The organism is Acidovorax sp. (assembly GCF_046294525.1).
Lineage (GTDB): Bacteria > Pseudomonadota > Gammaproteobacteria > Burkholderiales > Burkholderiaceae_C > Acidovorax.
This window is the reverse complement of record NZ_JBKBKQ010000021.1, coordinates 41,722-63,757: the sequence shown is the minus strand read 5'-3', so window position 1 is coordinate 63,757 and position 22,036 is coordinate 41,722. Positions and strand designations below refer to the sequence as shown.

Here is a 22,036-nt window from a genome sequence, read left to right as displayed (position 1 = left end):
GGCACGGCCACAATTGCGTGACATTGTGCGCACCCACCTTCCGCCAGCGGTCAGGGCAAGCCCCTACGCGTCGCACCGCTGCAACAATAGCGGTTACCGGCACCAGAGCGAAGGCTTGTAGATCAGGTCCATCCACAGTGCCCAGGCCGCCACGGCGCAGAGCATGCCACCGGCCACGCGCGTGCCCCACTCGGCGCGGGCGGCGTTCAGGCGGCTCCGCACCCGGCTCCAGACCCATGGCCCGCCCACCAGCCACAAGCCGCTGCCCACGCCGAACAGCGCCATGGCGATGGCGCCTTGCAGCGCACCGCCACTGAGTGCAGCCACCAGCAGGGCGGAATACAGCAGTCCGCAGGGCATCAGGGCCCAGAGGAAGCCGGCGGCCAGCACCCCGGCGGGTGCACCCACCCAGGGCCGCACGCGCGCCCACACCGAGCGGCCGGCCTGTTCGACCCAGGCCGGCTGGCGCGACTGCACCACCATCATCAGTCCCCAGGCCATCATGGCCACGTGCATCAGCGTCCACGCGGGGCGCAGGGCCGTGGTCTGCTGCGTGAGCCAGGCCAGGCTGTCCATGGCCAGCGCAGCCAGCGCGCCGGCAGTGGCATACCCGGCCAGCCGGCCGGCATGAAACGCTACCGACCGCCGCACCATGCCGCCGCGGGGGGCCCATTGAACGGTCTGTCCCGCCTGCGCTGCGCCGCCCTGCCCTGTGAGTGCGCCACAAGGCGCGGCGCACATCGCCAGGCAGTGGGAGCCGCCGGCCAAGCCCATAAGCAAGGCGGTGGAAGCAAGGGTGACAAGCATGGGTGCGTGGTGAACAGTGGGTGTACCGCTTCAATATCAATAGCAGCTAGCGCTTGCCTGTATTGGATTTCATACAAAAACCGTCTGTAACCCTTGAATGACAGGCGCTGGCAGCTATGTTTTTAGAAGCAAATAGCACATCGGACTCAGATGAGCGGGCATGGCGGGTTCGTTCACACCTTCTCAGATGATGCGCGAAAAGCGTGCCCGGTTGCGGTCGGCCTGCAGGTAGCGGTCGAACACCATGGCAATGCCGCGCACAAAAAACCAGCCCGTGGCGGTCACCTGGATGCCCTCTGGTCCCACCGTCACCAGCCCCTGGTCGGCCATGGATTCCAACTGTGCCAGCTCGGCCGCAAAGTAATGACGAAAGTCGATAAGCCAGGCCTGCTCCATGGGCTCGAACAGCAGTTCGCCCTGGCACATCAGCGCCATGATGGCCGCGCGCCGCACCAGGTCGTCGCGCGTGAGGGCCAGACCACGCACCACGGGCAGGCGACCCTGGTCCAGAAAGTCGTAGTACTCATCCAGCGTCTTGGCGTTCTGGCTGTAGGTGGCGCCCACCCGGCCGATGGCCGACACGCCCAGGCCAATCAGGTCGCAGTCGGGCTGCGTGCTGTAGCCCTGGAAGTTGCGGTGCAGGCGGCCCTGGCGCTTGGCCACGGCCAGCGCATCGGTGGGCAGCGCAAAGTGGTCCATGCCCACGTACACATACCCTGCGTCCATGAAGGCGTCCAGCGAGCGCGACAGCATGGACAGCTTGGCCGATGCCGCCGGCAGTTCCGCCGACACAATGCGCCGCTGGGGCTTGAAGCGCTCTGGCAGGTGAGCGTAGGCATACAGCGCAATGCGGTCGGGCCGCAATTGGGCCACCTGCGCGAGTGTGCGGTCAAAGGACTCCGGCGTCTGGCGCGGCAAGCCGTAAATCAGATCCACGTTGATGGACTCAAAGCCCAGCCCGCGCGCCGCATCGACCAGGGCGAAAACCTGTTCTGCCGGCTGGATGCGGTGCACGGCCTTCTGCACTTCGGCATCAAAATCCTGTACGCCAAAACTCAGCCGGTTGAAGCCCAGCTCCGCCAGCAGCGCCAGGCGCGCGGGGGTCACGGTGCGCGGGTCCACCTCGATGGAATACTCGCCGCCCGGCGCCAGCGTGAAGCTGCGCTGGAGCATGGCCATCAGTTCGCGCAGCCCCTGGTCCGACAAGAACGTGGGCGTGCCGCCCCCCAGGTGCAGCTGGCTCACCACCTGGCCCGTGCCGCAGTGCGCGGTGTGCAGGTCGATCTCGCGGCTCAAGTAGCGCAGATAGACGTCGGCTCGGTCGTGGTGCTTGGTAATGATCTTGTTGCACGCGCAGTAGTAGCACAGCGATTCACAGAATGGAATGTGCACATACAGTGACAACGGCAAGGCCTTGGCCGTGGTGCCCAGCTTGCGCTGCTCCAGCGCAAGAACGTAGTCGTCCTGACCAAAGGCCTCCACAAACCGGTCGGCCGTGGGATAGGAGGTGTAACGGGGCCCTGGCACGTCAAAACGGCGCAGAAGATCGGGCGTAACAGCGGTCATGGGGAAATATCCTTGCGTACACCCTGACTGTGCCGTAGGCTACCCATGCTGTCCTTGACCCACATCAAGTGATGCGCGGACACGAACAGCGACAATTTGATGCATGTCATTCGCAAACTGCCGCGACGCGAGCTTCGCAACGCATACGGCGCGCGATATGCTTGAAACCTCAACTGCCACGCGCCCATGAATCCGCTCACCATCAAAGTCGCCTGCTCCAACTGCAACCTCCGCGAGCTGTGCATGCCCATGGGTCTGAACGATGAGCAACTGCAGCGCATCGACGAAGTGGTCGCCGTCCGCCGCAAGGTCAAACGGGGCGGCACGCTGTTTCGCAACGGCGAAACCTTCACTTCGCTGTATGCGATCCGTACCGGCTTCTTCAAGACCTGCGTGGCCACCGAGGACGGTCGCGACCAGGTGACCGGTTTTCAGATGGCAGGCGAGATCATCGGCCTCGATGGCATCGTGAACGACCACCACACCTGCGATGCCGTGGCGCTGGAAGATGCCGAAGTGTGCGTGATGCCCTTCGACCGTATTGAAGAGCTCTCGCGCGAAGTCACTGCCCTGCAGCACCACGTGCACAAGATTATGAGCCGCGAGATCGTGCGCGAGCACGGCGTGATGCTGCTTTTGGGTAGCATGCGCGCCGAAGAGCGCCTGGCCGCTTTCCTGCTCAACCTGGTGCAGCGCCTGCATGCCCGGGGCTTCTCACAGTCCGAACTGGTGCTGCGGATGACGCGTGAAGAAATCGGCAGCTACCTGGGACTGAAGCTGGAGACCGTGAGCCGCACGTTCTCCAAATTTGTGGAAGAGGGCATCGTGGAGGTCAAACAGCGCCACGTGCGCATTCTGGATACCGACGCGCTCAAGCGCATCGTCAACAGCCAGCAAGCCTGCCACTGAGGTCGTGGGACGCTGGCCGATGGGGCCGGCGGGCACGCCGCCCCCCCTGCAGCGCGGCGTTGCGGCATTGCGGCCTTGCAGCGCTAACCCTCCCCGCCAGCACTACGCGCAGGTGTCCCCGTTCTTGCGGCAATCGTCGGGCCGCTCGCCGTGTGGCACGGGGCAGCGGTTCACTTCAAACGGCGACATGGACAGCAGGGTGGTCAGCGCACCGGCGGCTGCCGTCACGCCCCAGAACACAAAGAACGCCAGCGTATAGACGCCCTGGCGCGACAACGCCAGCGGCTGCCCGAACCAGTGTAGATCCTGCGGGTCCACCATGGCAAAAACCAGCATCTCCAGCACACCCGCCATCAGAAAGGCGGGCCATGCAATCCACATCAGGCGTTGCGTCCACATCGTTGTAGTCTCCGTTGACAGGGGCCAGCGCGCCGCTGGGGGGCCTCTGGGGGCACGGCGGGTTGCATGCGGGGCTCAGCGTGGCTGGTCCTGCACGGGCGTGGCGGCGTGGTTGCGGCCCTTCATGGCCGGCGCCAGGCTTTTTTCCGGGGCCTCCAGCGTCTTGTTGATCTCGATGCCCTGACGGTAATAGTCCTCGGCCACCACCGGGTCTGGCCGCGACAGCGCAAGCCACAGCGTGACGAATCCGGCCACGATGACGATGACGGGACCGGCAATGACCAGCCACACATGGCCGAACTTCCACCACGGGGCCGAGGGCGTCTCTAAAGCTGGTGTCGATGGCATGGCGGTTACTCCTCAAATAAACAGTTCAACAAATCGATGGCTATCACTATCGGTCAACACCGCACGGTGCGGGCAAGCATTGCACAGGCAAAACACGCCCCATGTGCATGGGACATGGCCATCATCGCGGCACCAGAAACACGGACTTCTCACGCACGTGGGCGGCCGCGCCCAGCGCCTCCACATCAAACTGCACAGGGTGCGATCCCGATGAAGCCGATCCGTAAGGGATCTGCAGCCGCACCGCCACCCAGCGGGACTCGGCCGGGCCGATCTCCACCTCGGGTTCAGAGGCCACTTCCAGCCCCTGCAGTCCGCTCGCGGTGATGCGGTAGCGCTGTGCACCCTCGGTGGCGTTCATGATCTGCAGGCGGTAGATGTTCTCCAGCTTGCCACCCGCCACGATGCGCGACAGCGCCGCACGGTCGCGCACCACGTCCACCTTCAGCGGTGTGCGCGTGACCAGACTTGCGAGCATGGCTACACACAAGGCCACCAGCACGGCGGTGTAGATGAGCACACGGGGGCGCAGCACGCGGCGCCACATCTGCGATCGGCTCCAGTGGTTGGCCACGCCGTTCTGGGTGGAGAAGCGGATCAGCCCCCGTGGGTACTGCATCTTGTCCATCACCGTGTCGCAGGCGTCCACACACAGGCCGCAGCCAATGCACTCGTACTGCAAGCCATTGCGGATGTCGATGCCCACGGGGCACACCTGCACGCACAGTGAACAGTCGATGCAGTCGCCCAGCCCCTGGGCCTTGTAGTCGGTGCCCTTCTTGCGGGGCCCGCGCATCTCGCCGCGCTCGCGGTCATACGTCACGATGAGCGTGTCCTTGTCGAACATGGCGCTCTGGAACCGCGCATACGGGCACATGTACTTGCACACCTGCTCGCGCATATAGCCCGCGTTGCCGTAGGTGGCAAAGCCGTAGAACAGCACCCAGAAGATCTGCCAGCTGCCCTGCAGGGCCAGCAGTTCGCCACCCAGCTCGCGAATGGGTACAAAGTAGCCCACAAAGGTGAACCCCGTCCACACGGCCACCGCCAGCCACAGCACCTGCTTCAAAAACTTCTTGCGAATCTTCTCGAAGGTCCAGGGGCCCTTGTCCAGCCGCAGCCGCGCGCTGCGGTCTCCCTCGACCTTGTGCTCTATCCACATGAAGATCTCGGTGTACACCGTCTGCGGGCAGGTGAAGCCGCACCACAGCCGCCCCGCCACTGCAGTGAACAGAAACAGCGACAGCGCCGAGATGATGAGCAGGCCCGTCAGGTAGATGAAGTCCTGCGGATACAGGACCAGGCCGAAGATGTAGAAACGCCGTGCGCCCAGGTCGAACAGCACCATCTGGCGCTGGCCCCACTCAAGCCACGGCAATCCGTAGAACACCAGTTGCGTGAGGAACACCATGCCCCAGCGCCAGCGTGCAAACAACCCGCTGATGGAGCGCGGGTAGATTTTCTTTTGCGCCTCGTACAGAGAAACGATTTCTCCCTGGGAGGAGGCATCGGCGGCGACCGGTGCTATCGGAATGACCTTGCGAGCTGGCTCGCTGGGGGGCTTCATGGTGGTGTCGCTTCGCTTGGCTGCGGGTACTGTCAGACAGCTTCCGGACGGCGGCAGCTCGCCGCCCGGGGCTGTGGGTTAGCGCGCTGCAGCCGCCTGCTTGCCGTTGGACAGGCCCCAAACGTACGAGGCCAGCACGCCGATCTGCGCTTCGGTCAGCTTGTCGGCCTGGGCCGGCATTTCGTTGACCTTGCCGTTGTTGATGATGGCGGTGATGGCCGCTTCACCCCAGCCGTGCAGCCAGATGTCGTCGGTGAGATTGGGTGCACCCAACGCCTGGTTGCCCTTGCCATCCATGCCGTGGCAGGCGGCACAGGCGCCAAACTTGGACTTGCCCAGCGACGCACGCAGCGAATCATGTGGGCTGCCCGACAGGCTCAGCACATAGTGGGACAGGTTGCGCACGTCTTCGGCCGATCCCACCGCAGCGGCCATGGGCGGCATGTTGCCGATGCGGCCTTTTTCCAGCGTCTCGCGGATCTTGTCGGGCGTGCCGCCGTGCAGCCAATCGTTGTCGGCCAGGTTAGGAAAGCCCTTGCTGCCGCGTGCGTCAGAGCCGTGGCACTGCGCGCAGTTGTTCATGAACAGCCGCTCGCCGATGGCATGGGCCTGCGGGTCCGCTGCAATGTCTTCAGGCTTCATCGAGGCGAAGCGCGCGTACAGCGGCTCCAGCTCGGCCCGGGCCTTGGCCATTTCGGCGTCGTACTCGCCCTTCTGCGTCCAGTTCAGCTTGCCCGAGAAGCTGCCCAGGCCCGGGTAGGCGGCCAGGTAGCCCAGGCTGAAGAGGATGGTGATGACGAACAGCCACACCCACCAGCGCGGCAGGGGGTTGTTCATCTCCACCAGGTCTTCGTCCCAGACGTGGCCGGTGGTGTTGTCGGAGGTCGCCATCACCTTCTTGCGGCCTGCCATCCAAAGCAGAATGCCGCAGGCGATGATGCCGACCAGGGTCAGCGTGGTCACAAAGACCGACCAGAAATTGCTGGTGAAGTCACTCATGGGAAATTCTCGTTCTGGAGGTGTGCGTCAGTCGGTCGGTCATTCCTGCTCGAAGGGCAGCTTGGCTGCCTCATCGAACCGGCCACGGTTGCTGCCCAGGTAGGCCCAGACGCAGATACCGATAAAAACGGCCAGGCTGGCCAGTGTTGCGACGATGCGCATGGTGGTGATGTCCATGGCGAATCTCCTTTACTTGAGCGCGCGGCCCATGACTTGCAGGTACGCGATCAGCGCGTCCATTTCGGTCTTGCCCTTGACCTCGTCGGCGGATGCGGCGATCTGCGCGTCGGTGTAGGGCACGCCCACGGTGCGCAACGCCTTCATGCGGGGCGCCACGCTGGCGGGGTCCACGGCCGTCTTTTCAAGCCAGGGGTAGGCGGGCATGTTCGACTCGGGCACCACGTCACGCGGGTTGACCAGGTGGATGCGGTGCCACTCGTCGCTGTACTTGCCGCCTACGCGGTGCAGGTCGGGGCCCGTGCGCTTGCTGCCCCACTGGAAGGGGTGGTCGTACACGAACTCGCCCGCCACCGAGTAGTGGCCGTAGCGCAGCGTCTCGGCACGGAAGGGGCGGATCATCTGCGAATGGCAGTTGTAGCAACCCTCGCGGATGTACACGTCACGCCCCACCAGCTGGGTGGCGGTGTAGGGCTCGACGCCCTTCACGGCTTCTGTGGTGGACTTCTGGAAGAACAGGGGCACGATCTCCACCAGGCCGCCAATGGCGATCACCAGCAGGATCAGCACGATCATGAGGAAGTTGTTCGTTTCCACCTTCTCGTGCGAGAAGCCGGTCGAGGCAGATGTTTTGTTGTCAGACATGGGTTATCTCTCCTGTGGGTCTCAGGCGTGGGCCGCATTCACTGCGGGAATCTGCACCTTGACCGAGCGCCCCGAAATCGCCGTCACCCACACGTTCCAGGCCATGACCAGCATGCCTCCCAGGTACAGCAGGCCACCGGCCACGCGGATCACATAGAACGGATAGGTCGCCTTCACGCTTTCCACGAAGGTGTAGGTCAGCGTGCCGTCGGGGTTGACTGCGCGCCACATCAGGCCCTGCATCACACCGGCGATCCACATGGCGGCGATGTACAGCACGATGCCGATGGTGGCCATCCAGAAGTGCAGCTCGATCGCCTTGATGGAATGCATCTTTTCGCGGCCGAACAGGCGCGGCACCAGGTAGTACAACGAACCCATCGTGATCAGGCCCACCCAGCCCAGCGCGCCGGAGTGCACGTGGCCCACGGTCCAGTCGGTGTAATGGCTCAATGCATTGACGGTCTTGATGGACATCATCGGACCTTCGAAGGTGGACATGCCGTAGAACGACAGCGACACGATCAAAAAGCGCAGGATGGGGTCGTCACGCAGCTTGTGCCAAGCGCCCGACAGCGTCATCACGCCGTTGATCATCCCGCCCCAGCTGGGCGCCAGCAGAATCAGCGAAAACACCATGCCCACCGATTGCGTCCAGTCTGGCAACGCGGTGTAGTGCAGATGGTGCGGGCCAGCCCACATGTACGTGAAGATCAGCGCCCAAAAGTGCACGATGGACAGGCGGTAGCTGTACACCGGGCGGCCGGCCTGCTTGGGGATGAAGTAGTACATCATCCCCAGGAAACCTGCGGTGAGGAAGAAGCCCACGGCGTTGTGGCCATACCACCACTGCACCATGGCGTCCTGCACGCCGGCATAGGCCGAGTAGCTCTTCATGAAGCTCGACGGGATGGCCGCGCTGTTGACCACGTGCAGCAGCGCCACGGCCAGAATGAACGCGCCGAAGAACCAGTTGGCCACGTAGATGTGCTTGACCTTGCGCACGCCGATGGTGCCGAAGAACACGATGGCGTAGGACACCCACACCAGCGTGATCAGGATGTCGATGGGCCATTCGAGCTCGGCGTATTCCTTGCCGGACGTGTAGCCCAGCGGCAGGCTGATGGCAGCTGCCACGATGACCAGTTGCCAGCCCCAGAAGGTGAAGGCGGCCAGAGGCCCTGCAAAAAGCCGCACCTGGCAAGTGCGCTGCACGACGTAGTAGCTGGTGGCAAACAGTGCTGACCCACCAAACGCAAAAATCACCGCGTTGGTGTGCAAGGGGCGCAAGCGCCCGTAGCTGAGCCACGGAATGCCGAAGTTGAGCTCAGGCCAGGCCAGCTGGGCAGCGATGACCACGCCCACCAGCATGCCAACCACCCCCCAGACCACGGCCATGATAGAAAACTGCCGCACCACCGTATCGTTGTAGTGCGCAGCCATTGTTTTTGGAGAATCCATCGGGCACCTCTTTTGTAATGCAGTAAGAGTTTGTTGCAGCGCGTCGTTTTCAGCATTGACCCAAGTCAACCGTCCCGGAGAATGCGCTCGCCCTCCTGTTCGACGCTCTCGAACTGGCCGTGGTACACCGCCCACCACAGCCCGCCCAGGATGAGCAGCACCAGCAGCACGGACAGCGGAATCAGCAAATACAGGATGTCCATCAGACGGTCTCCAGGCTTGTGGATGAAAGAGCGACGGGTGCCAGGTTGGCCCCCTCGTCGGCGGAATCGCCAGAATCCGCCAGCGGGGGCAGATCGCGCGCCAGACGGGCGGCGTTGACGACCACCAGCAGCGAACTCAGCGCCATGCCCAGCCCCGCCAGCCAGGCGGGCATCCAGCCCACCACGGCCAGAGGCACGCACAGCGCGTTGTAGCCAGCAGCCCACCACAGGTTCTGGCGCACTACACGCAAGGTACGGCGTGCCAGCAGCACGGTTTGAGGCACCAGAGCCAGGCTGTCGCCCAGCACCACAAAATCGGCCTGCGACTGCGCGAGCGGAACCGCACGGCCAAATGCAAACGACACATGGGCCCCGGCCAGCACCGGGCCGTCGTTGAGCCCATCGCCCACCATGGCAACCCGGTGGCCGCCAGCCTGCAAGGCTTGCAGCGCGGCGAGCTTGCCCTGCGGCGTGCACTCGCCTTGCGCCTGGGCAATGCCCGCCTCTTGCGCCACGCGCTGCACGGCGCCGGCGCGGTCGCCCGACAGCAGGTGCACCGCAACGCCGCCCTGCTGCAGCGCAGCCACCACGACAGGCGCCTCCGCGCGCAAGTCTTCCACCAGATCAAAGCGCGCCAGTTCCGAGACCGCACCATCGGCATGCTGTTCAGACAGCACCACTTGCAGAACGCTGGCCGAGGTGTCAGCCTGCACACGCGCGTGGTGTGCGGACCCGAGCCGGACCTGGCGTGCCGGCTGTGCCGCGGCCAGGGTGTCCGTCACGGTAGCGACGAGCCCCTGCCCCGCTTCCTCGCGCAAGTCTGTGACCACCCAGCGCGGATCCCGCGCCGCGGCGGAGGCGCCTGCAGCGGCCACCACGGCACGCGATGCCGGGTGCATGGAGCCGCGTGCGAGCGCCGCAGCCAGGCCCAGCGCCTGCTGCTGCGTCCACCCGGGGGCCGTATGCACGGCCTGCAGCGCCATGCCGTCACGGGTCAGGGTGCCGGTCTTGTCGAAGACGATGGTGTCCACCCCGGCCAGCGCTTCCAGGCCCTGCAGGTTGCGCACCAGCATGCCATGTCGCGCCAGCGTGCCCGCGGCGGTGAGCATGGCCACCGGCGTGGCCAGCGACAGCGCGCACGGGCAGGTGACGATGAGCACGGCCACCGCCACCATCAGCGCATGGCCGGGGTCCGATGGCCACCAGTACACGGCAGCCAGCGTGGCGGCCGCCAACACCGCCACCAGAAACGGCCGCGCGATGCGGTCTGCCAGCTGGGCCAGGCGGGGCTTTTGCAGCGACGCGCTTTCCATCAGCGCGACGATCTGCGCAAAGCGCGTCTGCCCGCCCGTGCCTTCCACCAGCACCTCCACCGGCGATTGCAGGTTGTAGCTGCCCGCCGTGACCGCACTGCCCACGGAGCGTGGCACGGGCGTGGACTCGCCCGTCAGCAGGGCTTCGTCAGCATGGGTGCTGCCCAGCGTGATACGCCCGTCGGCCGGAAACGCCTCGCCCGGCAGCACACGAATGGTGTCGCCCGCCACCAGGCGCCGCGTGGCGACGCGCACAAAGATGCCGTCGGGCGTGCGGCGTTCCACGCTGTCAGGCAGGCGGTTCATCACGGCCTCCAGCGCGCCGGCGGTGCGGTCGCGCAGACGCAGCTCCAGCCAGCGGCCGGTGAGCAGGAAGAACACGAACATGGTCAGCGAGTCGTAATACACCTCCTTGCCGAAGATGCCCGACGGGTCAAACGTGCCCGCCGTGCTGACCACAAAGGTGATGGCCATGCCCAGCGCGACCGGCAGGTCCATGCTGACACGGCGCAGGCGAACATCGCGCAAGGCGCTTGCAAGGAATGGCCCGCACGAGAACACCACCATGGGCAGCGTGATGACCCACGAGGCCCAGCGCAGCAACTGCTCCATCTCGCCCGACAGGTCGCCGGGCTGCGCCACATAGGCGGGCCACGCGTACATCATCACCTGCATCATGCAAAAGCCCGCCACCAGCCAGCGCCACAGTGCACGCCGGCTCTCGCGCTGGCGCTGCTCGCGCGCAAACGCGTCCATGGCGGGCATGGCGCGGTAGCCCGCTTTTTGCACTGCGGCCATCCACTGCGACGGCAGCACCTGCCCCGGCTGCCACACCACGCGCGCGCGGCGGGTGGCGGCGCTCACCTCGGCCTGCTGCACGCCGGGCACCGCGCGTAAGGCGTCTTCAATGGTGAGGGCGCAGGCCGCGCAGTGCATGCCCTCCAGCACCACCTGAGAATCCCACGCGCTGTTGGCAAGGTCAGCGCCGGGGGTGCAGGGCCGGCCGAATGCGGACCACTCCTGCGGGTCGTCCAGCAGCAGCGCGTGCTCCGGAGCGGGAGCCCCAGACGCCACGGACGCTACCAACCCGGGCACCTCCGGCGCGGACTCCACGGGCGCTTCTGCAGGTCGAAACATTGACATGGTTCAAGCCTATCTGTGGGGGCCTGCAGGCACATTGACCTGGATCAAGCCGCAGGACATGATCCACTCTAAGCTTGTTCCACAACTTTGAGGAGCCCGCCATGTATAAACGCATCCTGATCGCCACCGACGGTTCACCCCTTTCCGACAAGGCCGTCGAACACGGCCTGTCGCTCGCCGGAATGTCCGGCGCCACCGTGGTGGCCCTGAAGGTGGTGCCCCGCTACCCGCGCAGCTACTTTGAAGGCGGCATGCCGGTGGACATGAACGACGTCAAGCGCATCGAAGCCCAATGGAGCGCTGCTGCGCAGGCCATGGTGGACGGCGTGAAGACCCAGGGCGCGAGCCATGGGGTGGAGGTGAAGGCCGTGGTGGCCAAGTCCGACCTGGTGGCCGAGGCAGTGATTTCAGCCGCCAAGAAGCACAAGTGCGACCTGATCGTCATGGCGTCGCACGGCCGCAAGGGCCTCAAGCGCCTCCTGCTGGGCAGCGAGACGCAGCATGTGCTGACGCACTCGCACATTCCTGTGCTGGTGTTGCGGTAGTTAACCCCTCTGAGCCGCCTTGGGCGTCTTCCGCCCGGAGGGACGCCGCCCGTGGTCCGGCAGTGCCGGTGCCACGGCAGCCGCTGGCAGGGAGCGCGCCCACTGTCACCCACCGGGCGCGGAATTGAGGTCAAATCGGCCTCGAGCGCTTATTCAAAAAGCGCTGGCAGCTATCAAAACGATAGTTAAACGAACAGCGCCTTGTACTGGTCACGCAGCAGGTTCTTTTGAACCTTGCCCATGGTGTTGCGCGGCAGCTCAGGCACCACGAAACATTTCTTCGGGATTTTGAAGTTGGCCAGCTGCGACTTAAGCTGCGCCACGATGGCGTCGGGGTTGAGTGCCGCGCCGGGCTTGGCGATGACCACGGCCACACCCACTTCGCCAAAGTCGGGGTGGGGCACGCCCACCAGCGCGCTTTCGGCCACGCCGGGCATTTCGTTGATGTAGCCCTCGATCTCTGCGGGGTAGACGTTGTACCCGCCGCTGATGATCAGGTCCTTGCTGCGGCCCACGATGCTCACGTAGCCGCGCTCATCGACCTTGCCCACGTCACCGGTCTTGAACCACTTGCCGCCCTGTTCATCGGCGGTGAACTCTTCGGCCGTCTTCTCAGGCATGCGCCAGTAGCCCTTGAACACGTTAGGGCCCTGGACCTGGATATTGCCGATCTCGCCCACGGGCAGTGGCTTGTTCGCATCGTCCACCACGCGCAGGCCCACGCCCGGCAGCGGGAAGCCCACGGTGGCGCCGCGGCGCTCCGCCTGGGCGTTGTGGCGCGCGTCGGCAGCATAGGGGTTGCTGGTCAGCATGATGGTTTCGCTCATGCCATAGCGCTCAAGAATCGTGTGGCCGGTGCGCTTCTGCCATTCGGTGAAGGTCTCGATGAGCAGCGGCGCAGAGCCGGCGATGAACAGGCGCATGTGTTTTGTAGCGTCTTTATTCAGCCCTGCTTCGGCCAGCAGGCGCACGTACAGCGTGGGCACACCCATGAACACGGTGGCGCGCGGCATGGCGGCCAGCACGGCTTTGGGGTCGAACTTGGCGAACCAGATCATCTTGCTGCCGTTGATGAGCGCGCCGTGGATGGCCACGAACAGGCCGTGGACGTGGAAGATGGGCAGTGCGTGGATGAGCACATCGCCATCCTTCCAGCCCCAGTAGTCCTTCAAGGTCACCGCATTGCTGAGCAGGTTGCCGTGCGTGAGCATTGCGCCCTTGCTGCGGCCCGTGGTGCCGCTGGTGTACAGGATGGCGGCCAAGTCGTCGGCCGATTTCTGTACGGGCTTGTGCACGTCGCTGTGGTGCGCGGCGCGCTCCAGCAGGCTGCCGGTGCGGTCATCGCCCAGGGTGAACACATGCTGCGTGCCCTGCGTGAACGCGATCTTGCTCACCCAGCCAAAGTTGCCCGGCGTGCATACCACCACGCCCGGCTCGGCGTTGCTGATGAAGTATTCAATCTCGGCGCTTTGGTAGGCGGTGTTCAGCGGCAAAAAGACGTAGCCCGCGCGCAGCGTGGCCAGGTACAGCACCATGGCCTCGACCGATTTTTCGACCTGCACGGCCACGCGGCTGCCTTCGGGCAGCTTGAGGGATGCGAGCAGGTTGGCCATGCGGGCGCTCGCTCGGTCCAGGTCGGCCCAGGTGTAGAACAGAGGCGTTCCGTCAGGCGCCGTGGTTTCCACCGCTGTGCGGGAGAGGTCGGCGGGAAAGGCTGCGCGCAGGGCGGTGAAGAGGTTGGTGGAGCTCATGGCAGTAGGCATTTGGCAGTAGGCGGTTGGCTGGGTGCGGTTGCAAATGAATGGTTCAGGGACACGAATAAACAAGTCCGAGAAGCGCGGTGCGTTCGGACAGTCAGACGGTCAGAAGAATGCGGGCGGGCGCTTTTCCAGAAATGCGGCAATGCCCTCGCGATGCTCGGCACTGTCGGCATAGGCGTACGGGTCGGGTGCGCCCATTACTATGTTTTTGATAGCTGCTTGCGCTTGCTCATCAAGCGCCAGAGGCACTTTTAATGCCCGAAGTGTTTGCTTGTTCAGGCGGGCGGCCTGAGGAGCCAGGGCAGCGGTGCGCAGCGCGCTGGCACGGGCCTCGGTGGCCACCTGGTCGTCGGGCACCACACGGCTCAAAAACCCGCGTGCCTGCATGTCGGCGGCGCTGAAGGTGGCGGCCTCCAGCAGCATCTGGCGCGCGGTGACCTCGCCCACCGCCCCCACCACCAGTTGCGCCTCGCGCGGGGCCATGGGAAAGCCGAGCCGGGCAATGGGCGCACCGAAACGTGCGGACTGGCCGGCGATGCGGATGTCGCAGCAACTGGCAATCTCCACGCCAGCGCCCATGCAGGCGCCCTCAATGTGGGCCACGATGGGCACGTCGCACGCGAGCATGGCCTGCAGCCCGCCCCACACGTCGTTCTCGTGAAAGTCGCGCAGGGCCGCTGCGTCGAACCGAAAGTCAGGGTATTCCGAGATATCGCCGCCCGCGCAGAAGGCACTGCCCTCCCCCGCGATCAACACGCAGCGCGCCTCGCTGCTGCGCTGAATGCCCTCAAACACCAGCCGCAGTTGCCGCCACATGGCGCGCGACATAGCATTGAGCCGACCGGCGTGGCGCAGCGTCACCTGCACCAGCCCGCGCTCGGGAACATTCATCAACACTTCACCCGACATCTTGGTTTCCCGTCCCGTCACAACACTCAGGTTTCGTCAAGCGCTACGCGCCGTCCCGCCCCCCATACCAGTGCCACCGTGGAACTGGCTCCGCCAGGCCACCGGTGGCGTCCCCCTGAGGGGGAAGGCGCGAAGCGGCTCAGGGGGTTAGTCCAACTTCGCGCCAGAGGCCTTCACCACGGCCGCCCAGCGCTTGACCTCGCTGCTCACCATGCCCGCAAACTGCTGCTGGGTCATGCCGCCGTATTCCGCGCCGTTGTTGGCCCAGATGGCCTTGAGTTCGTCGGCCGCGCCCAGCTTGCGGATCTCGTCCACGATGCGCGCTTGCACGTCGGCGGGAGTGCCCTTGGGAGCCCACAGGCCGTACCAAGTGGTCACGGTGTAGTCGGGCAGGCCCACTTCGGCGGCGCAGGGTACGTCCGGGAAAGCGGCATTGCGTTTGGGGCCCGACACCATGAGCGCCTTGATACGCCCAGCCTTGATGTGCGCAGCGGACGAGCCCAGGCCGTCAAACATCATGTCCACCTGGCCGCCGATCAGGTCTTGCAGCGCGGGGCCCGCGCCCCGGTAGGGAATGTGGGTGATGAAAGTGCCCGTCTGCTGCTTGAACAACTCGCCCGCAAGGTGGTGCGACGTGCCGGCGCCGGCAGAGCCGTAGTTGAGCTTGGCAGGATTGCGCTTGACGTAGTCCATGAACTGCTGGAAGTTGTTCACAGGCACGGCCCTGGGGTTGACCACCACCACCTGCGGCACATTGGCCAACAGGAACAGGGGAACGAAGTCCTTCTCGATGTCGTAGTCGAGCTTGGGGTACATGGACGGCGCAATGGCATGGTGCACGGCCCCCATGAACAGCGTGTAGCCGTCCGGGGCGGCCTTGGACGCGTAGCTGGCACCCACGGTGCCGCCGGCGCCGCCGCGGTTGTCGATGACCAGTGTCTTGCCCGTGGCCTTGGAGAACTGCGCGGCAAGCGGGCGCGCAAATGCATCGGTGCCGCCTCCCGCAGGGAACGGCACCACCAGGTTCACCGGCTTGCTGGGCCAGCCAGCGGCGCCTTGCGCCCAGCTGGCACTGCTGCCACCGGCCAGGCCCAGCCCGGCCGCGGCAGCGCCCAGCAGCACCTGTCGGCGATGGATGTGTGTGTCTTTCGTCATGGCTTTGTCTCCTGTCGTCGTTGTAAAAAATGATGGAAGAAAAATCAGCGGTGTATCAGCAGGATTTGCGCCCGCCGGGCGGGTGGACCTTACACCAGCCGCCGCAGGCCCGAGACCGGGAAACCATGGTAGCGGCGCAAGATGACAGGCCCGGTGGGGTGCCGGCCCAGGAACATGAACAGTTCTCAGTCCCGGCACAGGCTGTCGATGTCCCCCGACACCGGCACCTTGCCTTGCGCCAGCAAGCTGCGGTGCTTGTCGATGCGCTTGATGTCGTACAGGTAATTCACCATGAGCCCGTACGATTGTTTGAGCCCCTTGCTGGACGGGTCGCCCGCCCAGTTCAGGCGCTCCACCCGCGCGCCGTTGCCCAGGTGGAAACGTGCCACCGGGTCCACCGGCTTGCCTTCGTGCAACTCGCGGCCCAGGTAGTACGCGGCACATTCCAGCAGCATCTGCCGCACGGGGGACCGCGCATCCAAATCCAGCGCCTTGTCCACGGCGGCCAGCAAATGCGTGGCCTGCGGGGGCTCAAACCCCACGGCGCGGCCCAGCTCGGCGCGGCGCTTGTCGTCCAGGCGGTCCAGCATGGCACCCGCATGCTTGCCCAGCCACGCGCGGAATCCCGGAATGGGCGACAGCGTGGCAAAGGTGCGCAGGCGCGGGAACTCGGCCGTGAGCGTTTCCACCACATGCTTGATGAGCGAATCGCCAAAACTCACGCCCCTGAGGCCCGTCTGAGTGTTGCTGATGGAGTAAAAGATTGCGGTGGTGGCGCGGCCCAGGTCCGCCGGTGCGGCGGCTTCGTCCAGCAGCGGCGTGATGCTGCTGGAGATGCGGTCCACCAAAGCCACTTCCACAAAGATCAGCGGCTCGTTGGGCAGGCGCGGGTGGAAGAAGCCGTAGCAGCGACGGTCGCTGTCGAGCCGGTTCTTCAGGTCGGCCCAGCTGCGGATGTCGTGCACGGCCTCGTACTTGATGAGCTTCTCGATCAGCGACGCCGGCGAATCCCACGACAGGCGGCGCAACTCCAGAAACGCCACGTCGAACCAGGTGGAGAACAGATGCTCCAGCTCTGCGTCCAGCGCCAGCAGGCGCTTGTCGCTTTTGAGCAGAGGCAGCAGCTCGGCCCGCAGGTCCAGCAAAAAGCGCATGCCATCGGGGAACACCGCAAACCGCTGCAGCAGCCGCGTGCGCGGCGACACCAGCGCGCGGCGCAGGCTGATCTCGGCTTGGCCTTCTTCGGCCGTGCCGGCGGCTGCCTCGTAGCGCTGACGGGCTGATTTGAAGCGCGTGGCGTCGGGCGCGAACTGCTCACACATCAGCAGCCACATGTCGCGGCGCTCCTCGGGGTCGGCCTTGGCATACCAGTCGGCCACGGCTTGGGCACGGCGCCCGCCTTCGATCTCGCTGACCTGCGGCGCCACCACCTCCTGCAGGTCGGCCAGCAGGCGGCGCAGTGCGCGGGGCGACAGGGCCTCCTGACCACGGCGCAGCGTGGCCTGCAGCCGCTCATGCGTGGAGCGGGGCATCGCCACCTTGGCGACCACGTCGGTCACGGTCTTGTCTAGCGCCGCAACCTTGGTGGCGGCCCTGTCGGGCGTTTTGTCCGAAGCCTTGTCACCCGCTGCGGCGGCAGCAGGCGCCGCGGAGCGCAGGCGCGACACGCTGCGGGAGATCCATTCGGGGGTGGTGGTGATCATGGTGTCAACCTCGATTGATGGTTGCGGGCAACGTCGCGCAGCGCATCGCGCTGGCGCAACAGATGGTTGCGCATGGCCTCTTCGGCCGCGTCGCAGTCGTGTGCCTTGAGGGCGGCAAACACGGCCAGATGCTCGGCAAGGCTTTGCTGCAGGCGTCCCGGCACGTGCAGGGTCTGCGCCCGCGCCAACCGCAGGATCTTGCGCAGGTCGCCGATTACCTGGGCCAGCCAGCGGTTGTCGGCCAGCGTGATGAAGGCTTCGTGGATGGCGTAGTTGACCTCGTAGTAGTCGGCAACCTGCCCGTCGGCTGCACACTGCTGCAGCCGCTCGTGCAACACCTCCAGCGCCACGATGTCGGCCTGCCGGGCCTTGCTGGTGGCCTCGTGCGCGGCACGGCCTTCCAGCAGGGCAATCACGGGAAAGATGTCATCCAGGTCCTGCTCGGTGATCTCGGCCACAAAGCAGCCGCGCCGCGGCTCATGGCGCAGAAGACCCTCGGCCACCAGCACCTTGAGCGCCTCGCGCAGCGGCGTGCGCGAGATGGCCAGCCGCTCGCACAGCGCGCCCTCGTCCAGAAAACTGCCCGGAGGCAGCCCGCCCGCAAAAATCTGCTCTCGCAACCGCGAGGCAGCTTCGTCATGCAGTGAGTTGAGAACCGGACGCATGTGCAAGGCACTCCAATCGGAGATCTGTAAAAGAACCACGCCGAGCGTGCGCTTACTGCTTCCAACGTGTATTCATCAGGCAGCAAACCCGCGCTTTGTCAACGCAAGGCCATAATTTCTCATAATTATGGAAAATGACAAGGGGAAAAACGCGGATCCGGCCAGCCAAGTGCCAAAAAGGTTTGCGGGCGGTGCGGAAACAACAGATGTGGCGGGAAACCAAGCACGGAAAAGGCGCCCGGCTGCGGATCGCTCATACCCCGAGTGAGCCGTTAGTTGAAATGCCAAAGACCTCGAAATCGTTGTCAAGCAACGCAAATGCTCGCCCGCGTGGAATGCCGCGGAGGGCGGCAGTCTGCCCCGCTGCCCGCGGGCCCCGCAATTCCACTACGCTTTTGATAGCTTTTAGCGCTTATCAGTCAAACGCTAGAGCCCGATTTCACCTCAAAGATGCTGCCGTCTGTGGCTGGCGCTGCGCCCACAGCCACAGCGCCGCGCCGCCCAGGATCATGGGCAGACACAGCCACTGCCCCATGCTCATGCCCAGCGACAAGATGCCCAGGAAGGCGTCCGGCTCGCGGAAGTATTCGGCGATGAAGCGGAAGACGCCGTAGCCGAACAGGAAGGTCGCAGCCACCTGGCCCGGGCGGCGCTCCTTGCGCGCATACAGCCACAGCAGGACGAAGAGCAGCAGCCCTTCCAGCAGGAACTGGTAGACCTGCGACGGGTGGCGTGGCTGCATGGAACCGCTGTGCGCGAACACCATGCCCCAAGGCAGGTCGGGGCTGGCAAAACGCCCCCACAGTTCGCCGTTGATGAAGTTGCCCACCCGCCCCGCTGCGAGGCCGGTCGGCACACAGGGCGCCACAAAGTCAGCCACCTGCAGCCACGGGCGCTTGCGCGAATGCGCAAACCACAGCATGGCCACAATGACGCCCAGCAAGCCGCCATGGAAGGCCATGCCGCCTTGCCACACGGCAAAAATCTCCAGCGGATGGCTGAGGTAGTAGCCGGGTTTGTAGAACAGGCAATAGCCCAGGCGCCCGCCAATCACCACGCCCGCCACGCCAAGGAAGAGAATGTCCTCCACGTCCTTGCGCGTCCATGCGCCCGGGCCGGTGATGGAGGCAAAAGGCTCGTGCCGCAGGCGCCGGATGCCCAGGAACATGAACAGGCCAAAAGCCGCCAGGTAGGTAAGGCCGTACCAGTGGATGGCCAGCGGGCCGATCTGCAGTGCGACGGGATCGATGTGGGGGTAGGTCAGCATGGTGGGCGGTATTGTGCCCGCGCCCCGCATGGCCCTGGCATCCCGGCCCTATCCGCCCGTCCTTGCACGGCGCCCGTTTCAATGCACGGCGACCGACGGGCGCGCTGGGGCCATTGGCCAGATCTGTGGGCTCGTTGTCATTGCCGCCAGTTGCGGGAACGCTGACACTGGCGCCATGCCTCCCCCTTCTACGCCCGCCGGGTCCGCGCGGCTCACGCCATCCGCCCGCGCCCCACGCCCCAGCCGGTCCGCCCCGCGCGCCGTCGCCTGCCTGGTCTACCCCGGCTTCATGAGCCTGGACGCCATCGGCCCGCTGCAGGTCTTCGGTTCGGCGAACGCCGAGTGTGCGGGCCACGGCCTGCCGCCCGCCTATGTGCTGCATTTGGTAGCGCAATCGCCCGGGCCTGTGACCACATCCGCAGGCTTTGTGGTGATGGCGGACGTGGGACTCGACACGCTCCAGCCCGCCCAGTTGGACACCGTGCTGGTGGCGGGTGGCGACGGCGTGATTGAGCAGCTGGACAACGCCGCCCTGCAGCAGTGGCTGCGCCGTGCCGAGCCTCAAGTGCGGCGCATGGGATCGGTGTGCTCGGGCGCGTTGCTGCTGGCGCATGCGGGGCTGCTTGACGGGCTGCGCGCCACCACACACTGGTGCCGCACGGACATGATGCGGCGCGACTATCCTGCCGTGGCGGTAGACGAGGACTGCCTGCACACCTACGACGCGGCCAGCCCGGTGTACGGGCACCTTTTCACTTCGGCAGGTGTCACGGCTGGCATCGACCTGGCCCTGGCGCTGGTGGAGGCTGATCTGGGCCGGCCCGTGGCGCTGGCCGTGGCACGTCGGTTGGTGATGTTCATGCGCCGTCCGGGCGGGCAAGCGCAGTTCAGCGCCCTGCTGGCGCCCGAGACGCGCCATGCGCCCCGGCTGGCAGCGCTGCTCGAATGGATCCCCACGCAGTTGGGCGGCGACCTCTCGCTGGATGCGCTGGCCGAGCGCGCCCACATGCCACCGCGCACGCTCACGCGCGTGTTCCAGCGCGAACTGGGCACCACGCCTGGCCGCTACGTGGAGCGCGTGCGGGTCGAGGCGGCGTCCACCCTGCTCGCACAGGCCCAGGCGTCCGTCTCGACCGTGGCGCGGCTGTGCGGCTTCGAGCACCCCGAAAACCTGCGCCGCAGCTTTCACAAGCACCGCGCGGTGAGCCCGCAGGCGTACGCGCAACGCTTTGGCACCGGCGGATTGCTGGACTGACCTTCCCCACCCCTTCCGCGCCGCCCGGCGCACTACCGAAAACCATCCATGCTGCTCGTGCGCAATGCTTCCGTTCGCCTGTTGTTTGCAGGCCAGGCCCTGTACTGGGGCTGCTCCATCATCGGCATCACGCTGACATCCATCGTGGGGGCGCGGCTGGCTCCGTGGCCGGCGCTGGCCACGCTGCCGCTGGCGCTGCTGGTGCTGGGCAACCTGCTGTCCGTGCAGCCGCTGTCGCTGTTCATGCAGCGCCGGGGGCGGCGCGCAGGGCTGCAGGTGGGCGCGCTCTTCGGTGTGGCAGGCGGTCTGGTGAGCATGCTGGGCGTGCAGTGGGGCAGCTTCGCGGTGTTCTGCGCGGGTACGCTGGCCATCGGCGCCTACCAGGCCTCATCGGGCTATTACACCTATGCCGCGCTGGAGACGGTGGAGCCCACGCAGAAGGGCCGCGCCGCCGCCTGCGTTGTTGCCGGTGGGCTGTGCGCGGCAGTCTTCGCGCCCCCGCTGGCGCTGTGGTCCCGCAACCTCCTGGCTACGCCGCTGGCAGGCGCCTACCTGGCGATCGCGGTGCTGGCGGCGCTGGGCTGGGCGGTGATGGCGCTGCTGCGCGAAGGTGTGGCACCCAAACCAGCGGCGGGCGGCGTGTCGGTGATGGCCGCCTTGCTGGCACGGCCCGGCCTGCGCGCTGCCGTGGTGATGACGGCCATCGGCCACGGCCTGATGATCCTGGTGATGAACGCTACGCCGCTTGCGATGGAAGTGTGCGGCTTTTCGGCTGCATCGGCCGCGCAGGTGATCCAGTGGCACGTGATTGGCATGTTCGCGCCAGCGCTGTTTTCAGGCGCGTTGGTCGACCGCTTTGGCAGCCGCGCCGTGGCCGCAGTGGGCGCAGCGTGTCTGGCCGTGAGCGCTGTGGTCGCGCTGTCGGGAGTGTCTTTTACGGAGTTCCTCACGAGTTCATTGTTGCTGGGCGCGGGCTGGAACCTGATGGTCATCGCGGGCACCACACTGCTGGCCGACCACCACGCGCCCGAGGAGCGCGGCCAGGCCCAGGCGCTGATGCAGCTGGCCAACGGCATCGTGGCGGCCATGATGTCGTTTGCCTCGGGCGCCCTGCTGACCGGCGTGGGCTGGACGGCCATCAATGGGGTGGCGCAGCCACTGCTGGCCATTGCGGCCGGACTCTTGTTCATGTACAGGCGCGGCGCTGCTGCGGCACCTGGGTGAATAGTGTTCCGAGTGA

The 22,036-nt window shown here is 65.6% G+C and carries 21 protein-coding genes; 4 read left to right on the top strand and 17 right to left on the bottom strand.

The features are described from left to right. Positions 1-93: 93 nt before the first annotated feature. Together ACK4HJ_RS17500 and hemN are read right to left on the bottom strand one after the other, a co-directional pair. Entirely contained in the window at positions 94-807 is a 714-nt protein-coding gene (locus tag ACK4HJ_RS17500; protein WP_409833924.1) for a sulfite exporter TauE/SafE family protein, read from the bottom strand. Positions 808-990: 183 nt separating this feature from the next. Continuing rightward, the gene (gene hemN / locus ACK4HJ_RS17495) at positions 991-2,373 is read right to left on the bottom strand and encodes an oxygen-independent coproporphyrinogen III oxidase (RefSeq protein WP_409833923.1); all 1,383 of its coding nucleotides are present in this window, start codon (positions 2,371-2,373) and stop codon (positions 991-993) included. Between the two features lie 186 nt (positions 2,374-2,559). On the opposite strand from hemN, the gene fnr reads away from it, so the two are divergent. After that, on the top strand, positions 2,560-3,282 hold the full coding sequence (fnr, locus tag ACK4HJ_RS17490; RefSeq protein ID WP_409833921.1) for a fumarate/nitrate reduction transcriptional regulator Fnr: 723 nt from the start codon (positions 2,560-2,562) through the stop codon (positions 3,280-3,282). Positions 3,283-3,384: 102 nt separating this feature from the next. Here fnr and ACK4HJ_RS17485 read toward each other — a convergent pair whose 3' ends face one another. The 9 genes from ACK4HJ_RS17485 to ACK4HJ_RS17445 form a co-directional block, all read right to left on the bottom strand. Continuing rightward, positions 3,385-3,681 carry a hypothetical protein gene (locus ACK4HJ_RS17485; RefSeq protein ID WP_409833920.1) on the bottom strand — a complete coding sequence of 99 codons (297 nt, stop codon included), beginning with the start codon at positions 3,679-3,681 and terminating at the stop codon, positions 3,385-3,387. Between the two features lie 75 nt (positions 3,682-3,756). Then, positions 3,757-4,029 (bottom strand): FixH family protein, encoded by a 273-nt coding sequence (locus ACK4HJ_RS17480; protein WP_409833919.1) that lies wholly within the window; start codon positions 4,027-4,029, stop codon positions 3,757-3,759. Positions 4,030-4,150: 121 nt separating this feature from the next. Next, on the bottom strand, positions 4,151-5,596 hold the full coding sequence (gene ccoG, locus ACK4HJ_RS17475) for a cytochrome c oxidase accessory protein CcoG (RefSeq protein ID WP_409833917.1): 1,446 nt from the start codon (positions 5,594-5,596) through the stop codon (positions 4,151-4,153). A 78-nt stretch (positions 5,597-5,674) separates the two neighbouring features. Next, positions 5,675-6,595 carry a cytochrome-c oxidase, cbb3-type subunit III gene (gene ccoP / locus ACK4HJ_RS17470; RefSeq protein ID WP_409833915.1) on the bottom strand — a complete coding sequence of 307 codons (921 nt, stop codon included), beginning with the start codon at positions 6,593-6,595 and terminating at the stop codon, positions 5,675-5,677. Positions 6,596-6,634: 39 nt separating this feature from the next. After that, complete coding sequence (locus ACK4HJ_RS17465; protein ID WP_345067069.1) at positions 6,635-6,772, bottom strand: cbb3-type cytochrome c oxidase subunit 3; 138 nt, start codon at positions 6,770-6,772, stop codon at positions 6,635-6,637. Between the two features lie 12 nt (positions 6,773-6,784). Further along, a complete protein-coding gene (gene ccoO / locus ACK4HJ_RS17460; protein WP_409833912.1) occupies positions 6,785-7,417 on the bottom strand; it encodes a cytochrome-c oxidase, cbb3-type subunit II in 633 nt (210 codons plus the stop codon). Positions 7,418-7,438: 21 nt separating this feature from the next. Next, complete coding sequence (gene ccoN / locus ACK4HJ_RS17455) at positions 7,439-8,878, bottom strand: cytochrome-c oxidase, cbb3-type subunit I (protein WP_409833911.1); 1,440 nt, start codon at positions 8,876-8,878, stop codon at positions 7,439-7,441. Positions 8,879-8,943: 65 nt separating this feature from the next. Next, positions 8,944-9,081, bottom strand: a complete 138-nt coding sequence (gene ccoS, locus ACK4HJ_RS17450) for a cbb3-type cytochrome oxidase assembly protein CcoS (protein ID WP_094287546.1) — start codon at positions 9,079-9,081, stop codon at positions 8,944-8,946. Next, positions 9,081-11,531 carry a heavy metal translocating P-type ATPase gene (locus ACK4HJ_RS17445; protein WP_409833964.1) on the bottom strand — a complete coding sequence of 817 codons (2,451 nt, stop codon included), beginning with the start codon at positions 11,529-11,531 and terminating at the stop codon, positions 9,081-9,083. Before ACK4HJ_RS17445 ends, ccoS begins: the two co-directional genes overlap by 1 nt. A gap of 107 nt (positions 11,532-11,638) precedes the next feature. Here ACK4HJ_RS17445 and ACK4HJ_RS17440 point away from each other — a divergent pair, with 107 nt between their 5' ends. Continuing rightward, complete coding sequence (locus tag ACK4HJ_RS17440; protein WP_409833908.1) at positions 11,639-12,082, top strand: universal stress protein; 444 nt, start codon at positions 11,639-11,641, stop codon at positions 12,080-12,082. 185 nt (positions 12,083-12,267) lie between these two features. Here the strand turns inward: ACK4HJ_RS17440 and ACK4HJ_RS17435 are convergent, their stop codons facing one another. From ACK4HJ_RS17435 to lgt, 6 genes are all read right to left on the bottom strand, one after another. Continuing rightward, a complete protein-coding gene (locus ACK4HJ_RS17435; protein WP_409833907.1) occupies positions 12,268-13,833 on the bottom strand; it encodes a malonate--CoA ligase in 1,566 nt (521 codons plus the stop codon). A gap of 111 nt (positions 13,834-13,944) precedes the next feature. Then, positions 13,945-14,751, bottom strand: a complete 807-nt coding sequence (locus ACK4HJ_RS17430; protein WP_409833962.1) for an enoyl-CoA hydratase/isomerase family protein — start codon at positions 14,749-14,751, stop codon at positions 13,945-13,947. Positions 14,752-14,898: 147 nt separating this feature from the next. Then, positions 14,899-15,906, bottom strand: coding sequence for a Bug family tripartite tricarboxylate transporter substrate binding protein (locus ACK4HJ_RS17425; protein WP_409833905.1), 1,008 nt, complete (start codon positions 15,904-15,906; stop codon positions 14,899-14,901). Positions 15,907-16,091: 185 nt separating this feature from the next. Beyond that, the gene (locus tag ACK4HJ_RS17420) at positions 16,092-17,609 is read right to left on the bottom strand and encodes a malonyl-CoA decarboxylase (RefSeq protein ID WP_409833903.1); all 1,518 of its coding nucleotides are present in this window, start codon (positions 17,607-17,609) and stop codon (positions 16,092-16,094) included. Next, positions 17,606-18,274 (bottom strand): GntR family transcriptional regulator, encoded by a 669-nt coding sequence (locus ACK4HJ_RS17415; protein WP_409833901.1) that lies wholly within the window; start codon positions 18,272-18,274, stop codon positions 17,606-17,608. Before ACK4HJ_RS17415 ends, ACK4HJ_RS17420 begins: the two co-directional genes overlap by 4 nt. A gap of 439 nt (positions 18,275-18,713) precedes the next feature. Next, entirely contained in the window at positions 18,714-19,541 is an 828-nt protein-coding gene (lgt, locus tag ACK4HJ_RS17410; protein ID WP_409833899.1) for a prolipoprotein diacylglyceryl transferase, read from the bottom strand. A gap of 175 nt (positions 19,542-19,716) precedes the next feature. Between lgt and ACK4HJ_RS17405 the strand changes: the two genes are divergently transcribed. Continuing rightward, the gene (locus ACK4HJ_RS17405) at positions 19,717-20,796 is read left to right on the top strand and encodes a GlxA family transcriptional regulator (RefSeq protein ID WP_409833897.1); all 1,080 of its coding nucleotides are present in this window, start codon (positions 19,717-19,719) and stop codon (positions 20,794-20,796) included. Positions 20,797-20,844: 48 nt separating this feature from the next. Then, positions 20,845-22,020 carry an MFS transporter gene (locus ACK4HJ_RS17400; protein ID WP_409833895.1) on the top strand — a complete coding sequence of 392 codons (1,176 nt, stop codon included), beginning with the start codon at positions 20,845-20,847 and terminating at the stop codon, positions 22,018-22,020. The last annotated feature ends 16 nt before the right edge of the window (positions 22,021-22,036 follow it).